The sequence below is a fragment of the Allobosea robiniae genome, assembly GCF_900102525.1.
GTDB lineage: Bacteria > Pseudomonadota > Alphaproteobacteria > Rhizobiales > Beijerinckiaceae > Allobosea > Allobosea robiniae.
This window is the reverse complement of the sequence record NZ_FNBZ01000002.1, coordinates 262473-288268: the sequence shown is the minus strand read 5'-3', so window position 1 is coordinate 288268 and position 25796 is coordinate 262473. Positions and strand designations below refer to the sequence as shown.

20 protein-coding genes are annotated in these 25796 nt (G+C 67.3%); 12 read left to right on the top strand and 8 right to left on the bottom strand.

What is annotated here, in order from left to right; all coding sequences use genetic code 11:
- Window positions 1–32: 32 nt before the first annotated feature.
- The 5 genes from BLQ70_RS07025 to BLQ70_RS07005 are packed head-to-tail and all read right to left on the bottom strand — an operon-like array spanning window position 33 to window position 5868.
- Window positions 33–1520 carry a M81 family metallopeptidase gene (locus tag BLQ70_RS07025; RefSeq protein ID WP_091856396.1) on the bottom strand — a complete coding sequence of 496 codons (1488 nt, stop codon included), beginning with the start codon at window positions 1518–1520 and terminating at the stop codon, window positions 33–35.
- A 41-nt stretch (window positions 1521–1561) separates the two neighbouring features.
- A complete protein-coding gene (locus BLQ70_RS07020; protein WP_091856395.1) occupies window positions 1562–2407 on the bottom strand; it encodes an ABC transporter permease in 846 nt (281 codons plus the stop codon).
- Entirely contained in the window at window positions 2404–3336 is a 933-nt protein-coding gene (locus tag BLQ70_RS07015; protein ID WP_091856394.1) for an ABC transporter permease, read from the bottom strand. Before BLQ70_RS07015 ends, BLQ70_RS07020 begins: the two co-directional genes overlap by 4 nt.
- A 33-nt stretch (window positions 3337–3369) precedes the next feature.
- Window positions 3370–4938 (bottom strand): ABC transporter substrate-binding protein, encoded by a 1569-nt coding sequence (locus BLQ70_RS07010; RefSeq protein WP_091856393.1) that lies wholly within the window; start codon window positions 4936–4938, stop codon window positions 3370–3372.
- A 51-nt stretch (window positions 4939–4989) separates the two neighbouring features.
- Window positions 4990–5868 (bottom strand): MurR/RpiR family transcriptional regulator, encoded by an 879-nt coding sequence (locus tag BLQ70_RS07005; RefSeq protein WP_091856392.1) that lies wholly within the window; start codon window positions 5866–5868, stop codon window positions 4990–4992.
- A gap of 140 nt (window positions 5869–6008) precedes the next feature.
- Here BLQ70_RS07005 and BLQ70_RS07000 point away from each other — a divergent pair, with 140 nt between their 5' ends.
- From BLQ70_RS07000 to BLQ70_RS06955, 10 genes are all read left to right on the top strand, one after another.
- On the top strand, window positions 6009–7286 hold the full coding sequence (locus BLQ70_RS07000; protein ID WP_091856391.1) for an NAD(P)/FAD-dependent oxidoreductase: 1278 nt from the start codon (window positions 6009–6011) through the stop codon (window positions 7284–7286).
- Window positions 7287–7432: 146 nt separating this feature from the next.
- Window positions 7433–9070, top strand: a complete 1638-nt coding sequence (locus tag BLQ70_RS06995; protein WP_091856390.1) for a methyl-accepting chemotaxis protein — start codon at window positions 7433–7435, stop codon at window positions 9068–9070.
- Between the two features lie 26 nt (window positions 9071–9096).
- Window positions 9097–9561: a chemotaxis protein CheW gene (locus tag BLQ70_RS06990; RefSeq protein WP_091856389.1), complete on the top strand. Its 465-nt coding sequence runs from the start codon at window positions 9097–9099 to the stop codon at window positions 9559–9561.
- Complete coding sequence (locus BLQ70_RS06985) at window positions 9561–10838, top strand: CheR family methyltransferase (protein ID WP_091856388.1); 1278 nt, start codon at window positions 9561–9563, stop codon at window positions 10836–10838. The genes BLQ70_RS06990 and BLQ70_RS06985 overlap by 1 nt, the downstream gene beginning before the upstream one ends.
- Window positions 10838–11533 (top strand): chemotaxis protein CheW, encoded by a 696-nt coding sequence (locus BLQ70_RS06980; protein ID WP_091856387.1) that lies wholly within the window; start codon window positions 10838–10840, stop codon window positions 11531–11533. The genes BLQ70_RS06985 and BLQ70_RS06980 overlap by 1 nt, the downstream gene beginning before the upstream one ends.
- Entirely contained in the window at window positions 11530–13794 is a 2265-nt protein-coding gene (locus BLQ70_RS06975; protein ID WP_091856386.1) for a hybrid sensor histidine kinase/response regulator, read from the top strand. The genes BLQ70_RS06980 and BLQ70_RS06975 overlap by 4 nt, the downstream gene beginning before the upstream one ends.
- Window positions 13795–13822: 28 nt before the next feature.
- Complete coding sequence (gene cheB, locus BLQ70_RS06970; RefSeq protein WP_091856663.1) at window positions 13823–14842, top strand: chemotaxis response regulator protein-glutamate methylesterase; 1020 nt, start codon at window positions 13823–13825, stop codon at window positions 14840–14842.
- A 13-nt stretch (window positions 14843–14855) separates the two neighbouring features.
- Entirely contained in the window at window positions 14856–15878 is a 1023-nt protein-coding gene (locus tag BLQ70_RS06965) for a GGDEF domain-containing response regulator (protein ID WP_061969211.1), read from the top strand.
- Window positions 15879–16039: 161 nt separating this feature from the next.
- Complete coding sequence (locus BLQ70_RS06960) at window positions 16040–17038, top strand: sterol desaturase family protein (protein ID WP_091856662.1); 999 nt, start codon at window positions 16040–16042, stop codon at window positions 17036–17038.
- Window positions 17035–18198 (top strand): GNAT family N-acetyltransferase, encoded by a 1164-nt coding sequence (locus BLQ70_RS06955; protein WP_091856385.1) that lies wholly within the window; start codon window positions 17035–17037, stop codon window positions 18196–18198. The genes BLQ70_RS06960 and BLQ70_RS06955 overlap by 4 nt, the downstream gene beginning before the upstream one ends.
- Here BLQ70_RS06955 and BLQ70_RS06950 read toward each other — a convergent pair.
- Entirely contained in the window at window positions 18122–19642 is a 1521-nt protein-coding gene (locus BLQ70_RS06950; RefSeq protein WP_091856384.1) for a glucosamine inositolphosphorylceramide transferase family protein, read from the bottom strand. The genes BLQ70_RS06955 and BLQ70_RS06950 overlap by 77 nt on opposite strands.
- A gap of 206 nt (window positions 19643–19848) precedes the next feature.
- On the opposite strand from BLQ70_RS06950, the gene BLQ70_RS06945 reads away from it, so the two are divergent.
- Window positions 19849–21990, top strand: coding sequence for a GumC family protein (locus tag BLQ70_RS06945; protein ID WP_091856383.1), 2142 nt, complete (start codon window positions 19849–19851; stop codon window positions 21988–21990).
- On the top strand, window positions 21990–23342 hold the full coding sequence (locus tag BLQ70_RS06940; RefSeq protein ID WP_210184251.1) for a VpsF family polysaccharide biosynthesis protein: 1353 nt from the start codon (window positions 21990–21992) through the stop codon (window positions 23340–23342). Before BLQ70_RS06945 ends, BLQ70_RS06940 begins: the two co-directional genes overlap by 1 nt.
- On the opposite strand, the gene BLQ70_RS06935 is transcribed toward BLQ70_RS06940, so the two are convergent.
- Both BLQ70_RS06935 and BLQ70_RS06930 read right to left on the bottom strand, forming a co-directional pair.
- On the bottom strand, window positions 23284–24528 hold the full coding sequence (locus BLQ70_RS06935; RefSeq protein ID WP_091856382.1) for a glycoside hydrolase family 5 protein: 1245 nt from the start codon (window positions 24526–24528) through the stop codon (window positions 23284–23286). The two genes, BLQ70_RS06940 and BLQ70_RS06935, sit on opposite strands and share 59 nt — an antisense overlap.
- Window positions 24525–25694: a DUF1972 domain-containing protein gene (locus BLQ70_RS06930; RefSeq protein ID WP_091856381.1), complete on the bottom strand. Its 1170-nt coding sequence runs from the start codon at window positions 25692–25694 to the stop codon at window positions 24525–24527. The genes BLQ70_RS06935 and BLQ70_RS06930 overlap by 4 nt, the downstream gene beginning before the upstream one ends.
- Between the last annotated feature and the right edge of the window lie 102 nt (window positions 25695–25796).

Genomic DNA, 25796 nt, shown 5'->3' with positions numbered 1-25796 from the left:
GCCCTGTCAATTTCACTGGTCTGCTCGCGGCCTCACGCCACCTTGTCGAGCGGGTAGAGCGGCCGGCGCACCCGGCGATAGGGCAGCTTGCTGAGATCCGGGGTGCAGAGCGCCCCGCTGTCGCAGACGATGACCTTGCCAGCGATCGGCTCGAAGGCGGCGCGGAAATGCTGCATCGACTTCAGCCCGACAACACGCTTCGCGGCTGGGTCGATGCCGAAGGCGCGGAACTGCTGCAGGTCGTTCATCTGAGCGCGGATGGTGGTGACGAGGATCTCGACATCGCCGACGCGCAGCACGGCACAGGGCCCCCAGCTCGCCTGCAACCCGCCCATCATCGGGCCGTCGCCGACCCAATCGCCGTCGCTGACGCTGACGAGCGTGCCGGTCAGCTCAAGCGGCCCGCCGCCGATCTCGGGATCGACCTTGCCGCCAAGCTTGACCGAGACCGTCGAGCCCGGCTTGCCCTTGCGCAGTTCAGCGGCGACCTCCGGATCGACCATCGGGCCGAAACAGGCATCCTTGAGATCGGCTGCGATCATGCCCTTGAGCAGGCCCGTCGCATCGCCATAGCCGCCACCGCCGGGATTGTCGGCGTAGTCGGCGATGATCAGCGGGCCGGAGGCCGCGACGTAGGACTTCGCTTCAGCCACGGCGTCCTCGACCGAGAGGAATTCCGTGACCTTCTCGAAGCGGCGCTGCCACATGTCCTCGACCATCGCCTCGGCGAAGGCCTGATGCTTCTCGCGCTCGCCGTCGCAGGTGACGAGCACGGTCGGGCCGACCTCGTGGATATCGGCATTGCCGAAGCCGCCATTGACGCTGACGGCGAAGACATTCGCCTCCTTCTCATAGGCCCTGGCCTTGGCGATGCGCTCGACCATCGGGCCGATATCGGTACGCCCGCCATTGACCTCCTCCAGCATCGGCCGCTCGGCCCGCAGCGTCACCGGCCTGATCTCGCCCTTCATGGTCCGCTGCATGATGCCGGCCGCAAGCTTGCCGGTCTCGCGCACATCGACATGCGGGTAGGTCTTGTAGGAGACGACGATATTGGCGAGATCGGTCATCTTGCGGGTGACGTTGGCATGGGGATCGAGCGTGATGCCGATCGGAACGTCAGGCCCGAGCACGGCGCGGACCCGCTCCAGCAACTCGCCCTCGCCGTCCTCGCAGAACTCCGTGACCATGGCGCCGTGGAGGCCGAACAGCACGCCGTCGATCTTGCCGGCATGCGCCTTCGCGGTCTCGACGATCACGCCGGCGATGCGGTCGAAGGCATCGCGCGTCACCGGCCCGGAAGGCTGGGCGGCGGCGCTGATCGCGTGGATGACCTTCCACCCTGCCGGGCGGCCGATATCGAGAAAGCCGGCGATCGGCGTGTTGGCCTCGGCTCGCGCAGCGATCGCGTCATCGCCAAGCTGGATGCCGCGATCGGTGAAGGCGGCGTAATCGGCCGGGCAGCGGCTGAAGGTGTTGCTCTCATGCGAGAACTCGGCGGTCAGAACGGTGAAGCTCATGGCGTTCCTCGCGGTTTTCTCTCTTTGTCCGATGGTGGTCGTCAGCCGTCCCGCAGCGGGCGGCGAATATCGAGCGCCTCGATCAGCACATCGCCGAACAGGTTGATGGCGATGACGGTGGTGGCGATGACGAGGCCGGGGAAGATGATGATCCAGGGCGCGATGAAGATCTGCGCGGTGCCGGAGCTCATCATCGCCCCCCAGCTCGGGACCGGCGGCTGCGCGCCCAGCCCGAAAAAGCCGAGCGTCGCTTCGAGCACGATGGCATCGCCCGTCGCCAGCATGCCGGCGACGATGACCGGCGTCATCGCATTGGGCAGGAGATGCAGGAAGAGCACGCGCGCCGGCCGTGCTCCGGCCGTCACTGCCGCATCGACAAAGAGCTCGCCCTTCAGCGCCATCACCTGCGCCCGCGTCAGCCGCGTGAACTGCGCGAGATAGGCAATCGCGATGGCGATCGCGGTCGAATGCAGTCCGGGTCCAAGGATCGCGATCAGGATCAGCGCCAGCAGGATGTCCGGAAAGGACCAGGTCAGGTCGACGAAGACGGTGACGATCCTGTCGAAGATGCCGCCGAAATAGCCTGCAGCGGCGCCCAGCGTCGCGCCCATCAGCACCGACAAGGCGATCGAGAGCACGCTGACGCTGAGCGAGGTGCGCGCGCCCTGGATGATGCGCGAGAGCAGGTCGCGCCCGAACTCGTCGGTGCCGAGCCAATGCGCAGCCGAGGGCGGCGTGTTGGCCACGGAGAGCTTCTGCGCGGCGTAATCGTAAGGCGCGATCCAGGGCGCGAAGATCGCACAGAGCACGAGCGCGAGCAGGAACAGCGCGCAGATGGCGCCGCGTGGCGAGCGGAGGATGCGGCCAGCAAGGGATTTGCGGCTCATCGCGCACCCATCGCTTCACGCAGGCGCGGATCGAGCGCCGCCTGGGCGAGGTCGCCGATCAGCGTGCCGAGCATCACCGCAATCGCGAGCATCAAGAGGCAGCCCTGCACCAGCGGATAGTCGCGCTGGCCCAGGCCCGTGATCAGCAGCGAGCCGAGCCCCGGCCGGGCAAAGACATATTCGACCGTGACCGCGCCACCGAGAATCCAGCCGATGCGCAGGCCCAAAATGGTCATCACCGGCAGCATCGCCTGCTGCAGCACGTGCCGGAGCTGGATGCGCCAGAACGGCACGCCCTTGGCCTGTAGGACGCGCACGAAATCCCGCTGCGAGATCTCGACCATCGCGGCGCGGGTGACGCGGGCGATCAACGCCGTGCCGCCGATGCCGATGGTCAGCGCCGGCAGCACCAGCGCGTCCCAAGTGCGCGCGCCCGAGACCGGGAACCATTCGAACTGCACGGCGAACATCAGGATCATCAGGAGCGCCAGCCAGAAGCTCGGCAGCGTCGACCCCAGCAGGATGAAGCCCATCACCGCCCGGTCGAACAGGCTGTCGCGGAAGGAGGCGGCGAGCACGCCGGTGACGATCCCGACCACCGTCGAGAAGAGCAGCGCCGTGCCGCCGAGCGCGAGGCTATGCGGCATATTCTCGGCGATGAGATGCGAGACCGGCTGACGCATCACGATGGCGTCGCCGAAATCGCCGGTGACGACCTTGGCGAGCCAGCGCCCGTACTGGACCAGCAGCGGCTGGTCCAGCCCGTAGCGCGCGATCATCTGCGCCCGCTGCTCGGGCGACGAGCCGACCTGGATCAGATGCTCCAGCGGGTCGCCCGGCACGAGATGGATGATCATGAAGATCACCAGCGAGACGGCGAGGAAGACCGGCACCAGCATGGCGAGGCGCCGGATCGCGAAGCGCAGCAAGGATCGATCTCCCGCGTGATACGTCGTCCCGGCTCAGTTCGCCGGCGCGATGTCGAGCATGGTCGGCCCGTAGAAGCCGGTGCCGCGGATCGTCTCCGGCACGGTGATGCGCTTGCCATAGGCCACGCTCTGCACCGGCTGGTAGATCGGCGCGAACGGATACTGCGACAGCACGTACTCGTGGTACTTGGTGAAGTTCGCCACGCGCTCGTCCCAGGTCTTGGACTTGTTCATGGCGATGTCGTTGAACTTCTCCGCCTCGGGATCGTTGAACATCGAGACATTGGGGTAGCCCGCGCGCTTGGCGGCGAAGAACCAGTCGACGATATCGGCATTGGTCCACTGATAGGCACGCACCGCGAGCTGGTGCTCGGTCTTCTTGCGGTACTGCGCATTGATCGAGCCGGCATCGATGATGCTGATCTCGGCCTGCATGCCGACGGCCTTGAGCTGCGCCTGGACGATCTCGGCGAGGCGCTTGAACTCGGTGCCGTTCTGGGCCCAGAGCTTCACCTCGAGGCGCTTGCCGTCCTTGATGCGGATGCCGTCGGGTCCCGGCTTCCAGCCGGCTGCTTCGAACACCTTCTTCGAGCGCTCCGGATCGTAGGAGATCTTGTACTTCGGATCGACCTGCGCCTCCTTCAGCGAGGAGATCAGGAAGGTGTCGGCGACGGCGCCGTTGCCGCCGTAGAGGCTGGTCAGGATTTCCTTCTGGTTCACGGCAAAGGCGGTCGCCTCGCGCACCTTGATGTCGGTGAACGGCTCGACGCTGGTGTTGATCGGCATGTAGACCAGCTCGTTGCCGGGGATGGTCACGAGCTTCACCGCCTTGTCGGCCTGGATGCGCGGCAGGAAGTCGGTGGGGACATTGACGAGCAGATCCGCTCCGCCGGTCTTGAGTTCGAGATAGGCGGTCGATTCCTCGCCGATCTCGCGGAAGGTCAATTTCTTGAACTTGGCCGGCCCCTGGTTCTTCGAGAGGTCGGAGGCCCATTTGTAGTCGTCATTGCGGACGAGCACGGTCTGCTGGCCGACCGTGAACTGCTGCATCTTGTAGGGGCCGGTGCCGATTGCCTCGGTCACGCCGAACTTGTCGCCCAGCGCCTCGTAGGATTTCGGCTCCGGCACGCACATGAACGAGCTGGCGAGGTTGAACAGCAGGTTCGGGTCGGGGTGCTTCATCTGGAAGCGCACGGTCAGGTCGTCGACCACCTCGACCTTGTCGACGGCCTCGACGGTGAAGGCGTTCTCGGTGCCCTTGAACTGCGGCACCCACCATTCGATCGTCTTGGCGTTGAACGGCTCGCCATTGTGGAACTTGACGCCGGGCTTCAGCTTGAAGGTCCAGAGCATGCCGTCCGGGCTCGTTTCCCAGGAGGTCGCGAGCTGGCCGTGGAAGCTCTGGTCGGCATCCTGCACCACCAGCCGGTCGAAGATCAGCGTCGTCGCCGTGTTGAGCTTCGTCGCCTTGATCGGGTTGTAGGTCGGCGCGCCGACAAGGCGCGCGGTCATCACGAACGTGGCTTCCTGCGCCAGCGCCGTCGTGGCGGCGAGCGCCGACAGGCCCAGCGCCAGCAGGCTCCCCTTGATCATCGTCTTCATCCCGCTTCCCCTTTGTTTTCGAGATGTTGCGAACGGCTTAGGTCCCGGCCGTCAGTCGAGCGGGCCGGAACTGTCCCCGGCATGGCCGGTGAAATGGCCGTAGAGCGCGGCCATCCGGTTCAGGCGCGTCTCGACCTGCGGGCCGAGCTCGACGAAGACCGCGTTGATCAGCAGGTTGCTGAGGCTCGCCATCTGCGCGGTCGAGTCCCAGAACAGGTTGAACTCGGTCGAGACGACCAGCATCTCGTCGACGAGCCCCTGCCCCCAGTCGCAGAAGGAATCGGTGATCAGCGTGGTCCTGATGCCCGCTGCCTTGGCCTGCCCGGCCAGCACCTTGGCCATGCGCGAATAGCGCCGCGCCTCGAAGATCACGAGGCAGCGCCCCTCCTCCCCGGACAGCAGCAACTCCGAGAAATTGCCTGCCGCGAGATCGGCCAGATGCACGCCGTCGCGCAGATACTGGAGCTGGTTGGCGAGGTATTGCGCGAGGCCGCGCTCGGTCTGGAATCCCGTGACATGGACGGAAGGCGCCGTCGCCAGACGGCGGGCCACTCGCTTCCACTCCTCGCTCTGGGCGAGCTCATAGATGCGCACGAGACCGGCGATCTCGAGCTGGAGGCTGCGCGCCAGTTGATCGTCGCCGGCAAGGCTGCGCTGCTGGAAATCGCGCAGGCGGTCGCTGATCAGCCAGGGCCTGTCGCCGATCTCCTCGGCGAGGCTGGCCTTGAGGTCCTTCAGGCTCCTGTAGCCGAGCGTCCGGCAGAAGCGCCCGACCGTCGGCTCGCTGAGCGAGACCTTCTCGGCCAGGCTCGCCGCCGTCTCGAAGGGCAGGCTCGGCATCTGCGCCAGCATATAGCTCGCCAGCGCCTTGTCGGCTTTCGAGCCGCTGGCGAGGCAAGCCTGCAATCTCTGGCGAAGCGTCTGCGACATCGGCACTCCCGCGCTTCAGGAGATCAAGAAATTTTTCTTTCAAGCTGTCAAACAGTTTTTATTTTCTTGCAAAACCTGTTCAAGTGAGGCTCGCTTCCGCTATGCCCGGCTTGGGGCAGATGCGACGGATTCCAGCGACGATGACGACCGCGACAGGACAGGCCGATGTGATCGTGCTCGGCGCTGGCATCGTCGGCGTCAGCGTGGCGCTGCATCTGCAGGAGCGTGGGCGGCGCGTGCTGCTCGTCGATCGCGGCGAGCCGGGTGCCGAGACCAGCCATGGCAATGCCGGGCTGATCGAGCGCTCCTCCGTCGTGCCCTATGCCTTCCCGCGCGATCTCGCGACATTGGCGAGCCTCGCCTCGAACCGCTCGATCGCCGTGCGCTACCGCCCGGCGGCCTTGCTGCGGATGGCGCCCTGGCTCGCGCGCTACTGGTGGAACTCGGCCCCTGACCGGCTCGACAGGCTCGGCCGCGCCATCCTGCCCTTGATCGAGCGCTGCATCGATGAGCACCGGCGCTGGACGCAAGCGGCCGGCACCGAGGCCCTGATGCGCGGCGAAGGCTGGATCGAGCTCTACCGCACGCAGAAAGGCCTCGATCTGGCGACCCGTGGGGCGGCCGAACTGGCTGCCTACGGCCTCAGCTATGATCTGCTCGATGACGCCGCGCTGCGCCGCCTGGAGCCCGGCCTGCTCGCCGGCAGCGTTGCCGGCGCGGTGCATTGGCGTGACCCGGTCACGGTCAGCGACCCCGGCGCGGTGACGCGCGCCTATGCAGCACTCTTCGTCGCGCGCGGCGGCCTGCTGAAACCGGCCGACGCGACCGGCCTGCATCAGGAGGACGGGCAGTGGCGCCTGTCAGTGGACGGCGCGGAATGGCGCGCGCCGGAGACCGTCGTCGCGCTGGGACCATGGTCCAGCGACCTCATCGAGCGCTTCGGCTATCGCTTCCCGATCGGCTTCAAGCGCGGCTACCACATGCATTACGACAGCGCCCACGGCGCCGCGCCGCGGCATCCGCTCTGCGATGCCCAGGCCGGTTTCGTGCTGACGTCGATGCAGCGTGGCATCCGTCTGACCACCGGGATAGAGCTCGCCGGCCGCGACGAGCCCTCGGATTCCTGGCAGCTCGACCGGGCCGAGCGCATCGCACGACAGATCGTGCCTCTGGGCCGCCGCCTCGATGCCGAGCCCTGGCGCGGCGCCCGTCCCTGCCTGCCCGACATGCTGCCGATCATCGGAGCGGCGCCACGCCATCGCGGCCTCTGGTTCGCTTTCGGCCACGCCCATCACGGCTTCACTTTAGGACCCGCGACCGGCCGCCTGCTCGCGGAAATGATGACCGGCGCGCCGCCCCTGTGTGACCCTGCGCCCTTCGCGGCCGAACGTTTCCTGCCGCAGGCCCGCAGCGCCTGACGGCACGGCCGCGACGCTGCACAGCTATCATTGCGAAGCGTTTCCGCAACGGAGACGCAATAACTCCTCGCTAACAATGATCTGCGAACGATTTGGCTCATGCAGCAGCCCGAAGCGACCGGCGCGCCGCAACGATGGATTGAGCGATGAAGAGCCTGACGATACGCCGCCGCATCCTGATCAGCTTCGCTGCGATCCTCGCAGTGATGACCGCCATGGCCGGCGCCAGCTATCTCTGGTTCCTCCAGGCCCAGCGGCAGGCCATCGAGGTCGAGGCCAAGACCATTCCCGGCCTCGATATCAGCGCGCAGCTCTTGGCGAGCTGGACGGAGACGCGCGGATTGATCCGCGAGTTCGTGCTGGCCGACACCCCGGAGGAGAAGCGACAGGTCGCGGAAGCCGTCGCCGCCAATCGCGAAGCCATGCGCGGGCTTCTCAGAAGCTACGACGCAGCCGTCACCACCGCTGAAGACCGGAAGAATCACACGCTTTTCAAAGACCTCTTCGACCAGTTCACCGCGGCTGCGGACCCGATCATCGCAGCGGGCAGGCTCTCAGGCGCCAATGAACCGGCACTCAACCAGAGCGCAACAGCGAAGCGAGACCTGGACCCGATCGCAGCCCGGATTCAGTCCGTGGCCAAGGCCATGATCGCGTTCAACAAGGCCGAAGCCGATGCTTCGACCCGCAAGATCGTCGCCATCGTCGAGGCGGCCGAGCTCGGATTGATCGTCTGTTTCGTGATCGCATTCATCCTCGCGATTCTCTGCGGCTATCTGCTGTTCCGGGCCGTCACGGTGCCGCTCGGCAAGCTGCTCGGCATCGTCGACACGATGCGGCGCGGCGATTTCAGCGAGCGCCTGACGCTCGCCCGGCGCGACGAATTCAGCACGGTCGCCGACGGCGTCAACGCCATGGCCGACGATCTCGCCGGGTTGATCGGCCAGATCCAGAAGTCGAGCATCCAGGTCAACACCTCGATCACCGAGGTTGCCGCGACCTCGAAGGAACAGCAGGCGACCGCCAACGAGATCGCCGCCACCACGACCGAGATCGGCGCTACTGCCAAGGAGATCTCCGCCACCTCCAACGAACTCGCCCACACGATGGACGAGGTCTCCGCCGTCGCCGAGCAGACCGCGACGCTCGCCAATGGCGGGCAGGCCGGGCTCGCGCGCATGGAAAGCACGATGCGGCAGGTGATGGAGGCCGCAGGCGCGATCAACGCCAAGCTCGCGATCCTCAGCGAGAAGGCCGGCAACATCAACCAGGTCGTCACCACCATCACCAAGGTCGCCGACCAGACCAACCTGCTCTCGCTCAATGCCGCGATCGAGGCCGAGAAGGCCGGGCAATATGGCCGCGGCTTCGCGGTGGTCGCGACCGAGATCCGCCGCCTCGCCGATCAGACCGCCGTCTCGACCTACGACATCGAGCAGATGGTCAAGGACATCCAGTCGGCCGTCGCCGCCGGCGTGATGGGCATGGACAAGTTTTCCGAGGAGGTGCGGCGCGGCATGCAGGAGGTCCAGCAGGTCGGCGGCCAGCTCTCGGAGATCATCGAGCAGGTCCAGGGGCTGGTGCCGCGCTTCGAGGGTGCCAATGAAGGCATGCAGGCGCAGGCGACCGGGGCCGGCCAGATCAGCGAGGCGCTCTCCCAGCTCAGCGAGGCCGCGCAGCAGACGGTCGAATCCCTGCAGCAGTCGACGCTCGCCATCGACGAGCTCAACCAGGTCTCGAACGGGCTGCGCAGCTCGATCTCGCGCTTCAAGCTGCGCGCCTGACAGGAAGGGCGGAACGGAACCGCACGATGCTGTTTCTGATGTTCCAGCTGGGGCGGGATCGCTACGTGCTCGAGACCGGGCAGGTCGAGGCCGTGCTGCCGCTGCTCGCGACCAAGCAATTGCCCGGCGCGCCCGCAGGGGTGGCCGGCGCGATCAGCTATCGCGGCCGGCCGGTGCCGGTCATCGATCTCGCAGTGCTGGCGCTTGGGCGCCCGGCCGAGCCGCGCCTGAGCACCCGCATCATCCTCCTGCGCTACCCCTCCGGTCCCGGCCGCGACGACCTTCTCGGTTTGCTGGTCGAGCAGGCGGTCGAGACCATCGCGCGCGATGCGGCGGATTTCACCACCTCCGGCGTCGAGGCCGGCATGCCGCCCTATCTCGGCCCGGTCGCCAGCGATGAGCGCGGCCTGATCCAATGGGTCCGGGGCGAGGCCCTGCTCACGCCCGAAATCCGCGACATCCTGTTCCGTCAGCAAGCGGCAGAGCCGTGATGGACGAGACCGCTCCGATCCGGGATTTCGAGAAGCTGCTCAGGGAAACCATCGGCCTGAGCATGGAGACGGTCGGCGCCTCCGTGATCCGCCATGCCCTCAAGCGGCGGATGACCGCCTGCGCCATCCCCGACCTTCACGCTTACTGGGCCTTCGTGACCGAGAGCCCGGCCGAGCGGCAGGAACTGGTCGACGCGGTCATCGTCCCCGAGACCTGGTTCTTTCGCGATCGTGAGGCCTTCGGTGCGATGGTCAGGCATCTGCGCGAGCACCGGACCGGCAATCGCCCGCTGAGGCTGCTCAGCTTGCCCTGCTCGACCGGCGAGGAGCCCTATTCCATCGCGATGGCCCTTCTCGATGCCGGCTTTCCGGATGGCAGCTTCCAGATCGATGCGATCGACATCAGCACCCGCAACCTCGTCCATGCCGAGCGCGCCATCTACGGCAAGAATTCCTTCCGCGGCACCGATATCGCCTTTCGCGATCGCTATTTCGAGGCCTGTGACGGTGGTTTCAGACCACATGACATCGTCCGCCGGCACGTCCGCTTCCGCCTCGGCAATGTGCTGGCCACGGCAACGAATGCCGGCCAGGAGGCCTATGACGTCGCCTTCTGCCGAAACCTGCTGATCTATTTCGACCGCGAGACACAAGGTGCGGCGCTGATCCGGCTCCGGCAGATGCTGGCCGATGACGGTCTGCTGCTGGTCGGCCCGGCCGAATCCGGCCTGCCGCCCCTGCTCGGCTTCGCATCGGTACGCTTTCCGCGAGCATTCGCGTTCGTGAAGGCACAGGCCGCTCGCGTGAAACCCGCCGAACCGCCGGCTGCGCGAAAGCCGCCGCCGGCTCCGGCGAAGGCTGCCCCCTTGCTCCAGGCCAAACCGGCCGCACCGCCGCCGACGCCACGTCCCTTCGCCCAGAAGGCGCCGCTCGCCGCGCCGTCCGCGCCCGCGTCGGATCGGGCAGCAGCCAGCCTGGCCGGGATCGAGCGCGCCGCCGATGCCGGGCGCCTCGCCGAGGTGAGCGCAGCCGCCGAGCGCCATATCGCCGAATTCGGCCCCTCGCCGGATGCGTTCTACTGGCTGGGGCTTGCCCATGACGCGGCCGATGCGATGGAGGACGCCATGCGGAACTACCGCAAGGCGCTCTATCTCGCCCCGGACCACCAGCGGGCTCTGGCCCAGCTCAGACTGCTCCAGCAGCGACGAGGCGATCATAGCGGCGCCAAGGCCCTGGCCGACCGGCTCGACCGGCTGACGAAGCGGAGCGGCACCTGATGTCCGCCGATACCGATCCGATGACGACCGACGACATCGCCGAATGCTGGCGCGAGATCGGCGTCAGCGGCGACCGCTCCTGCCCGGAGCTGGACGAGCATCTCCATTGTCGTAACTGCCCGACCCATGCGCAGATCGCCCGCAAGCTGCTCGATCGTCCCTTACCGCCGGGCTATCGTGACGAATGGACACGACATTTCGCCAGGCCCGACGAGAAGGGGCCCGAAGGCGAAGAGGTCGACAGCGTTCTGATCTTCCGCATCGGCGAGGAATGGCTCGGCCTCCCGACGGGGATCTGCCGCGAGATCGCCGAGCCGCGCCCGGTCCATTCCTTGCCTCATCGCCGCAGCGAGGCTGTCCGCGGCATCGTCAATGTCCGGGGTGAACTCCTCATCTGCGTTTCGTTGCCCGCTCTGCTCGGCATCGGAGCCGCGGCCGCAACGCGCGGCGCCGAGCGGATCGCGATCTTCCCGCGCCTCGTCGTCACCGGCGAGGAGACCAGGCACGTCGCCTTCGAGGTCGACGAAGTCCATGGCCTGCACGCCTATCGCGCCCATGAGCGCGGCGCGGTGCCGGCGACGGTCGGCCGCGCGGCGGCCAGCGTCGTCGAGACGATGATCCCGTGGAACGGACGCGCGGTCGGCTGCCTCGATGCCAAGCGCCTGCTCGACCTGATCGACCGGAGCATCGCATGAGCGGCGAGGATCTCAGCGACCTCTCGATGCTCGAACTGTTCCGGGCGGAGCTTGCGGCGCAGTCGCAGGCCTTCACGACCGGCCTGCTTGCTTTGGAACGTGATCCGGCCGCCGCCGTCCATCTCGAAGCCTGCATGCGCGCCGCCCATTCGCTGAAGGGCGCCGCCCGCATCATCGATCTCGCGCCGGCCGTGCAGGTCGCGCACGAGATGGAGGAATGCCTCGTCGCCGCCCAGCACGGCAAGATCCGGCTGAACCGCAGGCATATCGACGCGCTGCTCGCCGGCATCGACCTGCTCGGCGAAATCGCTTCCGGATCAGGGGAGCCGGACACTCAGACCGGAGGACGGATCGAGGCCTTCGCACAGACCTTGCGCGGCGCTTCCCAGACGAGCGACGCACCCTCGCCGGGCGCATCCGATCCAGACGCCAACCCGGCCGGCATGGCACCCGGCGCAGAGCCGCCTCCCCAGCCTGCTGCCCTCCCCGAAACGCCTGCGCCGATCGGAGATTCCGCGACCGGCGAGCGCATGGTCAGGGTCACCGCCGACAGCCTGAACCGCCTGCTCGGCCTTGCCGGTGAATCGCTGATGTCGGCGCGCCGGCTGCGCCCGTTCAATGACGGTTTGCTGCGGCTGCGGCGCGTCCAGGCCGAGCTCGCCAAGAGCTTCGAGGACCTGCAGGCCGCAATGCCCGCCGATGGCGCCGGCAGGGCGGCACAGGCACTGGCGACCGCACAGCTCAAGCTCGCTGAGGGCCAGGCGCTCCTCGCCCAGCGTCTCGACGAGATGGACACGGTCGACCGGCGTGCGACCGATCTCGCCAACCGGCTCTACGACGAGACGCTGGCAAGCCGGATGCGCCCCTTCGAGGACGGAGTCCGGCATTTCGAGCGCAATGTCCGAGATATCGGTCGCGCACTGGGCAAGACGGTGCGCCTCGACATCGTCGGCGGCGCCACCAGCATCGACCGGGATATCCTCGACCAGCTCGACGCGCCCCTCGGCCATCTCCTTCGTAACGCGGTCGATCACGGCATCGAGGCGCCCGAGCAGCGCCGCACCGCCGGCAAGTCAGCGGAGGGCCTGGTCCGGCTCGAAGCCCGGCATAATGCCGGCCTGCTCCAGATCATCGTCTCGGACGATGGCGGCGGCATCGATATCGAGGCGCTCCGCCAGGCGACGCTCGCCCGCGGTCTGACCATGGCCGAAACCGTCTGGGACCTCAGCGAGGAGGAGCTGCTCGAATTCCTCTTCCTGCCCGGCTTCTCGATGAAGGCGACGGTCAGCGACATTTCCGGCCGCGGTGTCGGCCTCGACGCCGTGCAGGCGATGGTCCGGCAGGTCCGCGGCCAGGTCACCGTCGCCTCCGAGCCCGGCATCGGAACGCGTTTCCAGCTTCAGCTCCCGCTGACCCTCTCGGTGATCCGCGCCCTGCTCGTCGAGATCGACGGCGAGCCCTATGCCTTGCCGCTCGCCACGATCGCCCGCGCCCTGCGGCTGCCGCGCGACAAGATCGAATTGCTCGAAGGCCGCCCGCATTTCCGCCATGGCGAGCAGCAGGTCGGTCTCGTCACTGCCCATGAGGTTCTCGGCCGGGGCGAAGCCGCAATCGGCGAAGCGGAGTTGCCGACGGTCGTCGTCGGCGAGGGCGACAATCTCTATGCGCTGGTGGTCGACCGCTTTCTCGGCGAGCGCGAGCTCGTGGTCCGGCCGCTCGATCCGCGCCTCGCCAAGGTCAAGGATGTCAGCGCCGCCGCCCTGATGGACGACGGCTCGCCGGTCCTGATCCTCGATGTCGAGGACCTGATCCGCTCGATGGACAAGCTGGTCTCGGGCGGGCGCCTCAGGACGCTGGAACGCAGCGTGTCGCGCGCCGGCCAGAAACGGCGCAAGCGCGTCCTCGTCGTCGACGATTCGCTGACGGTGCGCGAACTGGAGCGCAAGCTGCTCGACCATCACGGCTTCGAGGTCGAGGTCGCCGTGGACGGCATGGACGGCTGGAACGCGGTGCGCTCCGATCCGTTCGACCTCGTCGTCACCGATGTCGACATGCCCCGCATGGACGGCATCGAGCTCGTCACCCTGATCAAGCGCGACCCCAACCTGCGGAACCTGCCGGTGATGATCGTTTCCTACAAGGACCGCGAGGAGGATCGCCGCCGCGGCCTCGATGCCGGAGCGGATTACTATTTGACCAAGGGGAGCTTCCACGACGAAACTTTGATCCATGCGGTCGTCGACCTGATTGGCGAGCCATGAATCCGGGCATCCGCTGTGGGGGCGTTTCATGAGAATCGGTCTGGTCAACGACCTGCCGATGGCGGTCGAGCTGTTGCGACGCGTCATCGCTTCCACGGCAGAGCACGAGGTCGCCTGGATCGCCATGAACGGCCGCGAGGCGGTCGAGGCCTGCCGGCGCGATCGGCCCGACCTGATCCTGATGGACCTGAACATGCCGGAGATGGACGGCATCGAAGCGACGCGCCGGATCATGGCCGAGACGCCCTGCCCGATCCTGCTGGTCACCGCCAGCGTCGATGCCAATGTCTCCGGTGTCTACGACGCGATGGGCCATGGCGCGCTTGATGCGGTCGACATCCCCAGCGTCGGTCTCGGCGGTCATACCTCGGCGCAGACGGCCGCCCTGCTGACGCGCATCGCGACGATCGGTCGCCTATCGCGCAACCTGCCGCCGGTGAACCCGAGCCCCCGCCGGCCGCCAGCTGCGGCCTCTCCCTCCCAGCGTCTCGTCGCCATCGGCGCCTCCGCCGGCGGTCCGGCCGCCGTGGCGACCCTGCTCGGTGGGCTCGCGCCCGAATTCCCGGCTGCGATCATTCTCGTCCAGCACCTCGACGAGCAGTTCGTGCCGGGCTTCGCAAGCTGGCTCGGCGAGCATTGCCGCCTGCCCGTCCGGCCGGCCCGCGAAGGCGACAGGCCGGAGCGCGGCACCGTGCTGATCGCGGCAAGCCCCGATCATCTCGTTTTCAAGTCGGGCGGCGAGCTCGGCTATCGGGCCGAGCCGCGCGACTATCCCTATCGTCCGTCGGTCGACGTGTTCTTCGAGAGCGTCGCGGAAAGCTGGCAGGGAGACCCGATCGGCGTCCTGCTGACGGGCATGGGCCGCGACGGCGCCCGTGGCCTGAAACTGTTGCGCGACAGGCAGTGTTTGACGATCGCGCAGGACAAAGCCACAAGCGCGGTCTACGGGATGCCCAAGGCTGCAGCCGCCATCGGCGCGGCCGTCGAAATTCTACCACTGGGCGCGATCGCCCCTCGCCTGACCGAGGTGTACGCTCCGTCGCCCTGATGAAGGTTTTCCCATGACAGGCGAAACGAAATCCTCCCTGCCCGACGTCCCGCTTCCGGCCGACAGCTACCTGTCCATGGTCCTGCTGGTCGACGACCAGGTCATGGTCTGCGAAGCCGTCCGTCGCGCGCTGGCCCATCATGGTGATCTCGACTTCCACTATTGCACCGACCCGCTGGAGGCGATCGCGGTCGCCCAGCGCGTCAAGCCGACGGTCATCCTGCAGGACCTCGTCATGCCCGGCGTCGACGGGCTCGACCTCGTCCGGCAATATCGCAAGCATCCGGCCCTACATGCCGTGCCCGTCATCGTGCTCTCCACCAAGGAGGACCCGTCGACGAAGAGCGAGGCGTTCCAGGCCGGCGCCAACGATTATCTCGTCAAGCTGCCCGACAAGCTCGAACTGATCGCCCGGGTGCGCTACCACACCCGCGCCTATCTCGATCATCTCCAGCGCGACGAGGCCTATCGCGCGCTGCGCGAAAGCCAGCGCGAGTTGATGCGCGCCAATCTCGAACTGGAACGCCTGACCCGGATCGACGGGCTCACCGGTCTCGGCAACCGCCGCTATTTCGACGAATATCTCGCCGCCGAATGGAAGCGCTGCCAGCGCACCGAAAGCCCGCTCTCGGTGCTGATGATCGATGTCGACCATTTCAAGCGCTACAACGACGCCTATGGACATCTTGCCGGCGACGACGTGCTGAAGCAGGTCGCGCATGTGATCCAGGACGGCTCGACCCGCTCGACCGACCTCGCCGCGCGCTTCGGCGGCGAGGAATTCGTGGTGATCCTGACCGGCGTGCCGCAGGAAGGCGCGAGCCATGTCGCCGAACGGCTGGTGCAGGGCGTGCGCGACCTGAATATAGCCCATGGCACTGACCGGGTGACGATCAGCGTCGGCGTCGCGACCGCCTGGCCGGATGCCGAGGGCGATCCTGCCCGGCTGGTCAATGCCGCCGACCTTGCTCTCTTCCGCGCCAAGAACGAGGGCCGCAACCGCCTGGTCCATGCGGAGCTGTCGCCCGATCGCTGAATGGCGCAGCCCCGGATTCTGCGAATGCGGTCGCCCGGGCTTAACCAGAAATGGCTTAACCCCGGGCATCGGCCTTTCATCCCGTCGGCCGAAGCCTTAATCACCAGCGTGCCAATGATGTGGCCCCCGCATCGATGATTGAGATGCCGATGTTTGCGCAAATGGCCGATTTTATCGGCAAGATCCTCGACAAGATCTCGGCGACGAGCCTGGTGGCAACCGGGATGCTCCTGCTGACGGCGCTGGTGAGCGCGCTCGTCGCCTATCTCAGGACGACGAAGGAGCGCAGCTTCCGCGAGTTCTTCGATTTCGTGTTTCCCCACGAGATCATCACCCACCCCTCGGCGAAGGCCGACCTGCTGTTCTGGGTCACGCGCAAGGCGCTCATGCCCTTCCTGATGCTGCCGGCGGGCATCACCTTCGTCGTCGCGGTCGGCTATGCGACCAACCGGCTGCTGGCGGCGCTCTTCCAGATCGACGCACCGCTGATCCCCGGCCCGGCCGGACCGGTGACCACGGTGATCTTCACCGTGACGATGCTGCTGGCCTACGACATCTCCTATTATTTCTACCATGTCGCGCAGCACCGCTTCCCGATCCTGTGGGAGCTGCACAAGGTCCATCACTCCGCCGAGGTGATGGTCGGCATCACCAAGGACCGGGTGCACCCGCTGGACGAACTGATGAACCGGGCCTGGGACGGCGTCATCCCCGGCATCTGCTTCGGCATCTGGTCGCTGGTCTCGCTCAATCTGGTCGAACTCACCGTCTTCGGCATCAATGTCTATGTGATGCGCAACATCCTGATGATGGACTTCGTCAGGCACACCCATTTCAAGATCTCGTTCGGATCGCTCAACAACGTCGTCCTGTGCCCGCATTGGCACCAGCTGCATCACAGCGTCGACCCGCGCCATTACGACAAGAATTTCGGCCTGCTCTTCTCGTTCTGGGACCGCTTCTTCGGGACGCTCTGCGTGCCGAAGCCCGACGAGGACTTCAAGTTCGGGCTGATGGAGCGCAATGTCCGCGACTACCAGTCCCTCTCCGGTCTCTATCTGATGCCGCTGAAGCGGATGTGGCGGCAGATCAGGTTGCGCCTGCGCCCCCGCGCCAGCCAGCAGCAGGCCACGCCGGATATCGAGGAAACCCAGTCGTGAGCGGGCAGAAGCGGCTCGCTGCGGCAGGCGGCCGGCACATCGAGACGATCACCTCCTATCAGGAGTTCGCCGCACTCGCGCCGGTCTGGAACGCCCTGTGGCAGCGTGCCGACGGCCTCGTCTTCCAGAGCCATGCCTGGATCGATGCCTGGTGGTGCACCGCGACACGCCGAGACGACCGCGACCTCGTGATCGGCCTGGTCTGGAACGGCGCCGAGCTCGAAGCCGTGCTGCCCTTCGCCACGATCCGGCGCCGGGGCGTCACCGTCCTGGAATGGGCGGCCAAGGAGCACAGCGACTACGGCGATGCCCTCCTGGCGCCGGACCGTAATCGCGATGCCGTCGCCGCGCTGTGGTGGGAGATCGCCGCGACCGGCCGCTTCGACATGCTCTATCTCAACCGGCTGCTGCCGGATGCCGCAATGCGGAGCATCATCGCCTCGGACATCACGGCGGGCACCTTGCGCCCGAACCATCGCAGCGAGATCAGCTATCGCGTCGCCGGCCCCTGGCAGCGCGGCACGGAGTGGTTCGAGGCGCAGTCGAAGAAGACGCGGCAGAACTACCGGCGTGGCCGGAAATTCATGGAGGAAGGCGGCGAGCTCTGCTTCCGCCTGATGGCGCCGGACGAGCCGCTGGAGCCGGTGCTCGCGCGCGTCGCCGCGCTCAAGCGCAAATGGCTGGAGCGGCATGGCCGCGCTTCCGACCTGTTCGATGAGGGCGCGCCCGCGCTTGCCGCGCTGGTCGGCGTGATGGCCCGGCTCGGCATCCTGCATGTCTTCGTGCTGGAACTGGCCGGCACCGTCGTCGCGGTCTCGATCAACGTCGTTCAGCGCCGGCGGATGATGGCCTTCATCACCACCTACGACCCGGAATTCGAGCGCGCCTCGCCCGGCATGGTCCTGATGATGGATTATATCCAGTGGTCGATCGACCAGGGTTTGGAGATGGTCGACTTCATGTGCGGCGGCGAGGATTTCAAGCGGCGCTTCGCCACGCAATCCGAGACGCTGGATTCGGTGACCGGCGCGCGCACGCTGGTCGGACGGCTCGCCATGATGGCCGACGGCGCCGGCCATGCCCTCAGGAACTGGCGCTCGCGTCCGCCGGCTTCCGCCGAGCCAGCGGATTCCGCCGAACCATCGCCGAGCCATCGATGAATTCGAAGCCGCCGGCGCTGTTCAGGCTGTGCAGGCGACGGCCGGGCCAGAGCGGACCGGCCTCCAGGATGGTCTCGATGTCCTGCGCAAAACCGGCATCGTCGAGTTGGGTGACGCGGGCGATGCCGAGCGCCTTGCCGTAGCCCTGGCGGCAATCCTGCACCGGGCGCAGCAATTGGCCGTCACGCAGGACCATGCGGCCGGCGGGGCGCGCCGAGGCGATGTCGATCAGCACGGGATTGCGCGGATGCGGGGTCCAGGGGCCCCGGAAATCCGGCGCCGACCACAGATGCAGCGCGTCGGAGAACGACCCGCCGCCATCGCGCACCGTCGCGAACAGCCACCATAGCCCATCCCGCTCGATGATTGTGGCGTCGCTCGCGGTGACGCCCTCGATCAGGGTCGCCTCCTTCACCCAGCCGCCCGGGAAGGCGGTGGCGCGGAACAGGTCGACCCGCCCCGCGCTGCAGCTTTCCGGAATCATCCAGATTTCCCCGTCCCGCGCGAAGACGAAGGGATAGGACAGGTGCCCCGGCTGCTCGAAGACGGGCTCGGGCCTGCCCAACGGACCGTCCGATCCGAACTCGACCGCCGAGATGATGCCCTTGCCGGTCGCGTGGACGAAATCCTCGACGAAGAGCGTGAGCCGGCCTTCGCGCAGGATCGGAAACGGATCGGCATAGAAGCGGGTGCCGTCATCCGGCAGATCGGTCCAGCCGCTGTCGGGATGCTGTTTCAACGCGAACAGATCGGGGCCGTCGAACCTGCGCCAGCCGACCCGCCAATGCGGCGCGTGGAAACAGGCCCGGTAGACCAGTGCGAGCGCTTTCGAGACCCCGGCCTTGACGATGGTCTTCGCGATGCCGGCTTGCGGCGCGGGCGTCGCCGGCTGCTCGGCCTCCATCACCGGCAGGACCGGAACACGCAGTCGCCCGCCGGACACGGCGGCAACGATCAGCGTCACCAGCCGGCTGAGGACATCGTCCAGCGTCGCCAGGAGGACGCGGCCATATTCGGTTCCCGGGCGGCCGGCGGCGATCAGTTCGCTGCCTTCCTTCAGTTCGACCAGCGGCATCCGCCCGGCGAGCAAGGCAGCAACGAGAGCGCCCTCTCCCGCCTCTCCGTCGGCATGCAGGGTCCAGCGACGCCCCGACGCGACTGTCGCTCCGTTACCGAGATCCAGAACCAGATCGGCAGCTCCCGCCGACCGGCCGGTCGGAACCGTCACAGCGCTGCGGGGCGCCGTGGCGAACAGACTATCGGGCCGCAGGCCGTGGAGAAGGCCTTCGACGCGAAACAGAAGGCCGAGCCCGCTCCGGTCGGCCGGATCGGCCTCCGGCAGCGAAATCGATAGATCGAGGCCCGGAATGCCGCTCAGGCGATCGATCAGCAGGAGATGCCATCGCCGCAACGGCGAAGCACCGATCGTCAACGTCAGTCGCATGCCCCATCCCACGCGGCGGCGCACGCCGAGCGGCTCGCCAGCAGCAGACAACCTGCCATACCGGGATTTCGATTTCGTTAGCCCTGACGCCGCAGCGGAGCCACGGCCGAACGGGGCTTGTTAAGGAGTCGATGGCATGGTCCCGGAGGTGCCGCGGCCTGGAAAGGCCGCTGTGCCGGCATTGTTGCGTTGAGTAGAGTAGAGGAATGGCCAGCCTGGCTGCGAGCGATCATCGGCAGGAGGAAGCGGTGCAGCCGGCTCCTCGGGAAGGCTATCGCCGGCGCCCGGATGGCGCTGTCGAGATTTCCGAGCTCTGGCGCATTCTCTGGTATCGCCGTTTCATGATCCTGGGCATCGCCGGCCTGCTGGCGGGCCTGGCGCTGGCCTATGGCGTCGTGAGCTCGCCGCTCTATACCGCCTCGGCCCAGCTCCTGATCGACCCGCGCGATCGCAACGTCGTCAGCAACGACGTCAACCCCAGCACCGTCTCTCCGGATGGCGGTCTGGCGCAGGTCGAGAGTCAGACCAGCGTCATCCAGTCCACCAGCGTGCTGATGCGCGCCATCCGCGCCACGCATCTCGCGGAGGATAGCGAGTTCAATGGTCGAGGCCTGCTCTCGCGCCTTTTCGGCCTGGGCGCCGCCGATCCGCCGAATGCCGATGGCAGCCTGACGCCGGCGGAAACGCGCACGCTGACCAATCTGCGCCGCCTGTTCTCTGTGCGCCGCGCCGACAAGGTCTTCGTCGTCGACGTCGTCGTGACGACGAAGGATGCGGAGAAATCCGCGAAACTCGCCAACGCCATCGCCGAAGCCTATCTCGCAGACCAGGCCGATGCCCGCAGCAAGGCAGCGATCGAAGCTGCCGATTCCCTGACCGCCCGGCTCGACGAACAGCGCAAGCGTGTCGAGAAAGCCGAGAATGCCGTCGAGCGCTACCGCCAGGAGAACAATCTCGTCGCCTCCTCCGGTCGGTTGATCAGCGACCAGCAGCTCGGCGAGATCAGCAACCAGCTCTCCGCGGCCCAGGCACGGACGGCCGCGCTCAAATCCCAGGTCGAGCAGATCGCCCAGCAGCGCCGCAGCGGCGGCAGCCTCGCCGGCAGTTCGACCGAGGCGATCCAGTCACCGGTCGTCGCCAAGCTGCGCGAGCAGGAGGCGACGCTGGTCCAGCGCGCGGCCGATCTGCAGAGCCAGCTCGGCCCGCGCCATCCCTCGATCGGCGCGGCTCAGAGCCAGCTCGTCCATATCCGCCAGATGATCGCGACCGAAATCGCCCGCGTCGAGCAATCCGTGCGCACCGATTACGAGCGCGCGCTCGGCAACGAGAAGCTCTTGTCCGGCAAGCTGGAAGCCCTGACCCGGCAGACGCAGGGAGCAGACCAGGCCTCGGTCCGGCTGCGCGATCTCCAGCGCGATCTCGAGGCTGCCCGCACCGTCTATGCTAATTTTCTGCTGCGCGCCCAGGAAACCCGCGAACAGGCCAGTCTCGACACCACCAATGCCCGCATCATCAGCCGGGCGCAGCCGCCGCAACAGAAGAGCTGGCCGCCGACCCTGCCACTCATCGCCGCTGCCGGAATGCTGGGCCTCGGCCTTGGCGCGGGCGTCGCGCTGATCGGGGAATACGCCGCGCCTCATCTCATGTCCCGTTCCCAGACGGAGGCGCTGGTGGGCGCGCCGGTCATCGCCATCATGCGTCCGCGCAAGCCGGCCACGAAACGACGCTGGCGCCTATGGAAGGCGTCGCCCGCGCCAGCGGAAGCCGATGGCGAGGCCGGGCTCGCGCTGCTGCGCCTGTTCAACGCGCCGGAAACGGGTGCGACGGCGGCCCGCAGCCTCCTCCTGACTTCGGTCGAGGCCGACGCGGCCGATCGCGAGCGCGTGACGGATCTCCTTGCGGAAGCAGCCGTGCAACAGGGCGAGCGCGTGCTGCTGGTCGATGCCGATCTCGAAAAGGCGCCGGAGGAAACCGGCCCCGGCCTGATGGACCTGCTCCGTGGCGAAAGCAGCCTGGAGGCGGCGATCCATTTCGGCGCCAGCAAGGACGTCGCGATGATGTCGGGCGGGCGCCGCAAGGCCCCGCCGCAGAAGGGCGTCGGCCGCACCTTCGCGACGCGGATGCTGGCCGATGCGAGCCGCCATTTCGATCTCGTCGTGATGGATGGCGGCGCACTCGGCCGCAATGTCAGGATCGCCCCGCTCGTCGGCATGGCCGAAGAGATCGTGCTGGTCGCCCGGCTCTATGCCACGCGCCAGCAGGATATCGTCCAGGCCATGGAGGCCGCGCGCATCATGGGTCGCTCGATCACGGCGACGATCCTCGTCGACAACGGCGGAAGCGGCTGATGCGCACCGCCGGCCCCGGCGCCGCCGCAGGGCTTCGGGCAGCACCGGTCTGGGCGCGCCTCGGCGGCCTGAGCCGCATCGGCACGCTCGCCGCGGTGCTGGTGCTGTTCTGCGTCTCCGGCGGCATGCTCTGGCTTGTCGGCTATAATTACGACGGCCTCGCCGGCTCCGCCGCCACCAAGATCCACCCCTCGACCTACATGATCGTGCTGGTTTTCTGCTGGAGCCTGATCGCCAGCGGCGACCCGGTCAGCCGCGGCATCCATCTCGCCAGCGCCCGGCCGGCGACGTTGCTGATGCTGGTCGTCACCATCGCCGTCATCGTGGTGACCCTCCTGCGCGGCGGCGCCGGCATCGGCGGTCTGGTCGACACCTATGTCGCCGCCTGCCTCCTCGTCTTCCTGCTGGCCGATGCCGATGACGAGACCATGGCGACGCTGACCACGCTGCTGCATGTCGTGATGACGCTGAACGCCCTGCTCGCGCTCGCTGAATTCGTCACCCAGATCAGGCTGTTCCCCTATCGCTTCGACGGCATCGCCTTCGAGACCGATACGCGATCGGCGGCGCTGCATGGCCATCCCCTCGCCAATGCGATGATCACGGCCTGCTACCTGATGGCGCTGATCAGCGGCGCCCGCCCCCTGTCGCCGTCCGTGCGCGGCACGCTGATCGCCTTGCAGAGCGCCGCCCTCGTCGTTTTCGGCGGGCGCACCGCGCTTCTGGCCTCGCTGGCACTGGGCCTCTGCTACGGCATCGTCATGCTGTTCGCCTCGCTGCGCCGCGGCAGGGTCTCGCTGGTCGGCGCCGCGATCGGCTGCCTGATGGCTGCGCTGCTGCCGGTCGCGATCGGCGGGCTGGCAGTTCTCGGCTTCTTCGACGATCTGGCCGCGCGCTTCATTTCCGACGGCGGCAGCGCCAATGCCCGCAAGGAAATGCTCGACCTGCTCGGCATGTTCTCGCTAGGCGACCTCGTCTTCGGCCCGGACAACGAGCTCGTCGACACGCTCCGGCGCGTCAACGGCCTGGAATGGGGCATCGAGAACCCCTTCATCCGCATGATCCTCTACCAAGGCGCGATCGTCACCGCGCTGGTCACCGTGGCCTTCGGCCTGTTCATGTACGAGCTCGCGCGGCTGGGGCGGGCCGGCGGCGTCTGGCTGCCGATGGTGGTCTGGATCATCCTTCTGAACGGCTCGGAGAGCATCGCGACCAAGACCACGCTGCCTGCCAAGTTCGCGATCGTCGTGCTCTGCCTCTACCGGCCGGAGCGTCAAGGCCGGACGAACACACTCAGCCCGGCATCGTCAGCCCGAGCGCCTCGATCATGGCCGGGTCGGGCCGCCGGCTGACATCGTCGACCAGCAGACCGAGGCTGTCAAACAGGTTCCAGAAGGCCCATGGAAAGCCGAGCGCCTCGGCGCTCATCCGGACGTCGCGGACATAGCGCGCCCGGTCGGCGGGCGCGGAGGCGGCGATGCCGGCCCCTGTGCGGACGGCACCGAATTCGCCCATCAGGATGCGGCCGGGCGCGACGCCCTCGCGCTCCGACCAGGCTCGAACGTTCCGCAGGAAGCCTTCGATGGAGGGGCGGTCCGGCCGGGCGTCGAAATACTCCTTCAGCACCCGCTCGGTCTCCCGGTAGGTGGCTGCGCCGCGTCCCGTTGCCGGCTGGCCGAGCTCCGCCATGCGAACGCGGACAGCAGCGAGCGTCGCCTCCAGCGTTCCGCGCGAGGCCGGCCACGGCACCGCGTTGAGCGCCGGATAGAACGGCTCGCTCATCCATTTCGCGCCTTGATGGGAGAACAGATAGGGCTCGTAGAAATGGAAGGTGAAGAGCAGCGGCTCGAAAGCCGCCAGTGCCCTCGCCTTCAGCGGCTCCAGCCCGGCGATCATGCTGCCGCAGGCTCCGGTCGCGACCAGGGTCAGGCCGGGCGCGGCGCTGCGGGCGGCGCCGAGCATTCGCTTCTGGAGCCGCTCCCATTCGGCCGCGCCGCAGGCCTGGAACGGCTCGTTGACCGGTTCGAGCGCGACGCGGTCCGGATCCAGCCGGGCGAGTCGCCGCGCCAGTTCGGCGATCAACGCGAGATAGGCGGGAAAGCCGGGAGCGGTCTCGCTGCCGAAGAAATGCGCCGGCGTCCAGTGATGCGTCGCGGCATTCGCGTGGAGATTGAGCACGACCGTGAAATCCTGGCCGAGCGCCAGCGCGACCGCAGCAATGACCTGATCCAGCAGAATCCCACCCTCGCGCGGCGCCGCGGCGACGATCGGGCCGGGGTCGACGGGGATGCGCACGAAATCGAAGCCCGCCCGCCGCAACTGCCCGAGATCGCGCGCGGTCGGAACCGGTCGGTCGAGCTGGAAAGGCGGCCAGTCATAGTCGATGCGTGGCGCCGGAAATTCCCGCGTCAGCGAGAACCAGGGCCAGAGGTTGATCCCGCGCCGAAGGACGATCGGTCCTGCCGCCCGCGCCCGATCCCGGCCGAGGAGGGCCGCTCCTGCAGCGCCCGCCAGAACGGCCCGGCGGCTGAAGCTCATCCGCAGCCCTTGTCCGCCAGTTTGACGGCGGTCAGTTCCGGCTCGGCGCCCCGGTTCATCAGAGCCAGCGCCTCCCGCTCGTAATGTTCGAGCACGGCTTCCCACTCGAAGCTCTCCCGCGCCCGCGCCAGCGCTGCCGCCTTCAGGCGCCCGGCGAGGTCGTCATCGGCGATCAGCCTCTCGATCGCCTCGGAGCAGCTTGCCTCGTCGGAGAAGAACAAGCCGGCATCGCCAGCCGTCCAGCGGTTATAGGGATTGTCGTGCGCGATGACCGGATTGCCCGCCCAGAGCGCCTCGACCAGCGACGGATTGGTGCCGCCGACGGTATGGCCGTGCATATAGGCGCGGGCATGGAAGCGCAGGGCCTGGACGATATTCGCATCGTAGATCGCACCCGGCGTCAGCACCTCCGGCCCGGCCGCGGCCATGATCCGGCGATGGTAGTCGATCTCGTCGGAAAGCGTCCCGAGGACCACGAGCTTCATGCCACGCGGCTTGCGTGAGAACGCCTCGACCAGCGTGAGGATCGAATTGTCCGGCTCGATTCGGGCGATCGAGACGAGGTAGCGGCCACTTTCAAGGCCGAGCTTGGCAAGCGGGGCTGTCGGTGCTGAGGAGATCGGCACGCCGCCATAGGGAATCATCGCCGTCGCCGCGCGCGGTCGGCGGGTCGCCAGATGATCGGCGATGATCGGGTGGTCGGCCACGAGCCGGTTTGACGTCCAGGCCGCGATCCATTCATTGACCCAGAACCAGGCACGGACCGGAAAGGGCCATTTCGGCCGACGCCATTCGATGCCGTCCATATTGGTCAGGATCTTCCGGCCGGACAGGCGCAGCCAGGGCAGGAAGACGGCCCCGTTATAGCCGAGCACGAGGCTCACCGCCTCGCGCCGCGCCGCATCGCGTACGCAGTGCCAGTCGAATTCGAGCGTCGCACGCGGCCCTTCCGACGCGACCTGCGTGCGGATCAACTCGATGCCCCGCCACATCTCGCTGCGAAAGCGCTGCGTGACGGTGGTCACCTCATCCTGGCAGTAGACGCCGACGCGCCAGCCACGCTCGACCAGAAAGAGCGCCAGTTTCTCCGCAAAGGTCTCGAAACCGCCATGCGCTGCCGGAATCCCGCGTGTTCCAAGGATCAGCAGGGTGGGAGGGGTAGCCATTTTAAAACTGTCCAAACCGGCTCGCGAAGAATCGCGAGCAAAACGTCGCATCTCGCATTATGCCTTGAAGAACCGTGATTTATCCTCCTTTCATTTGGAATG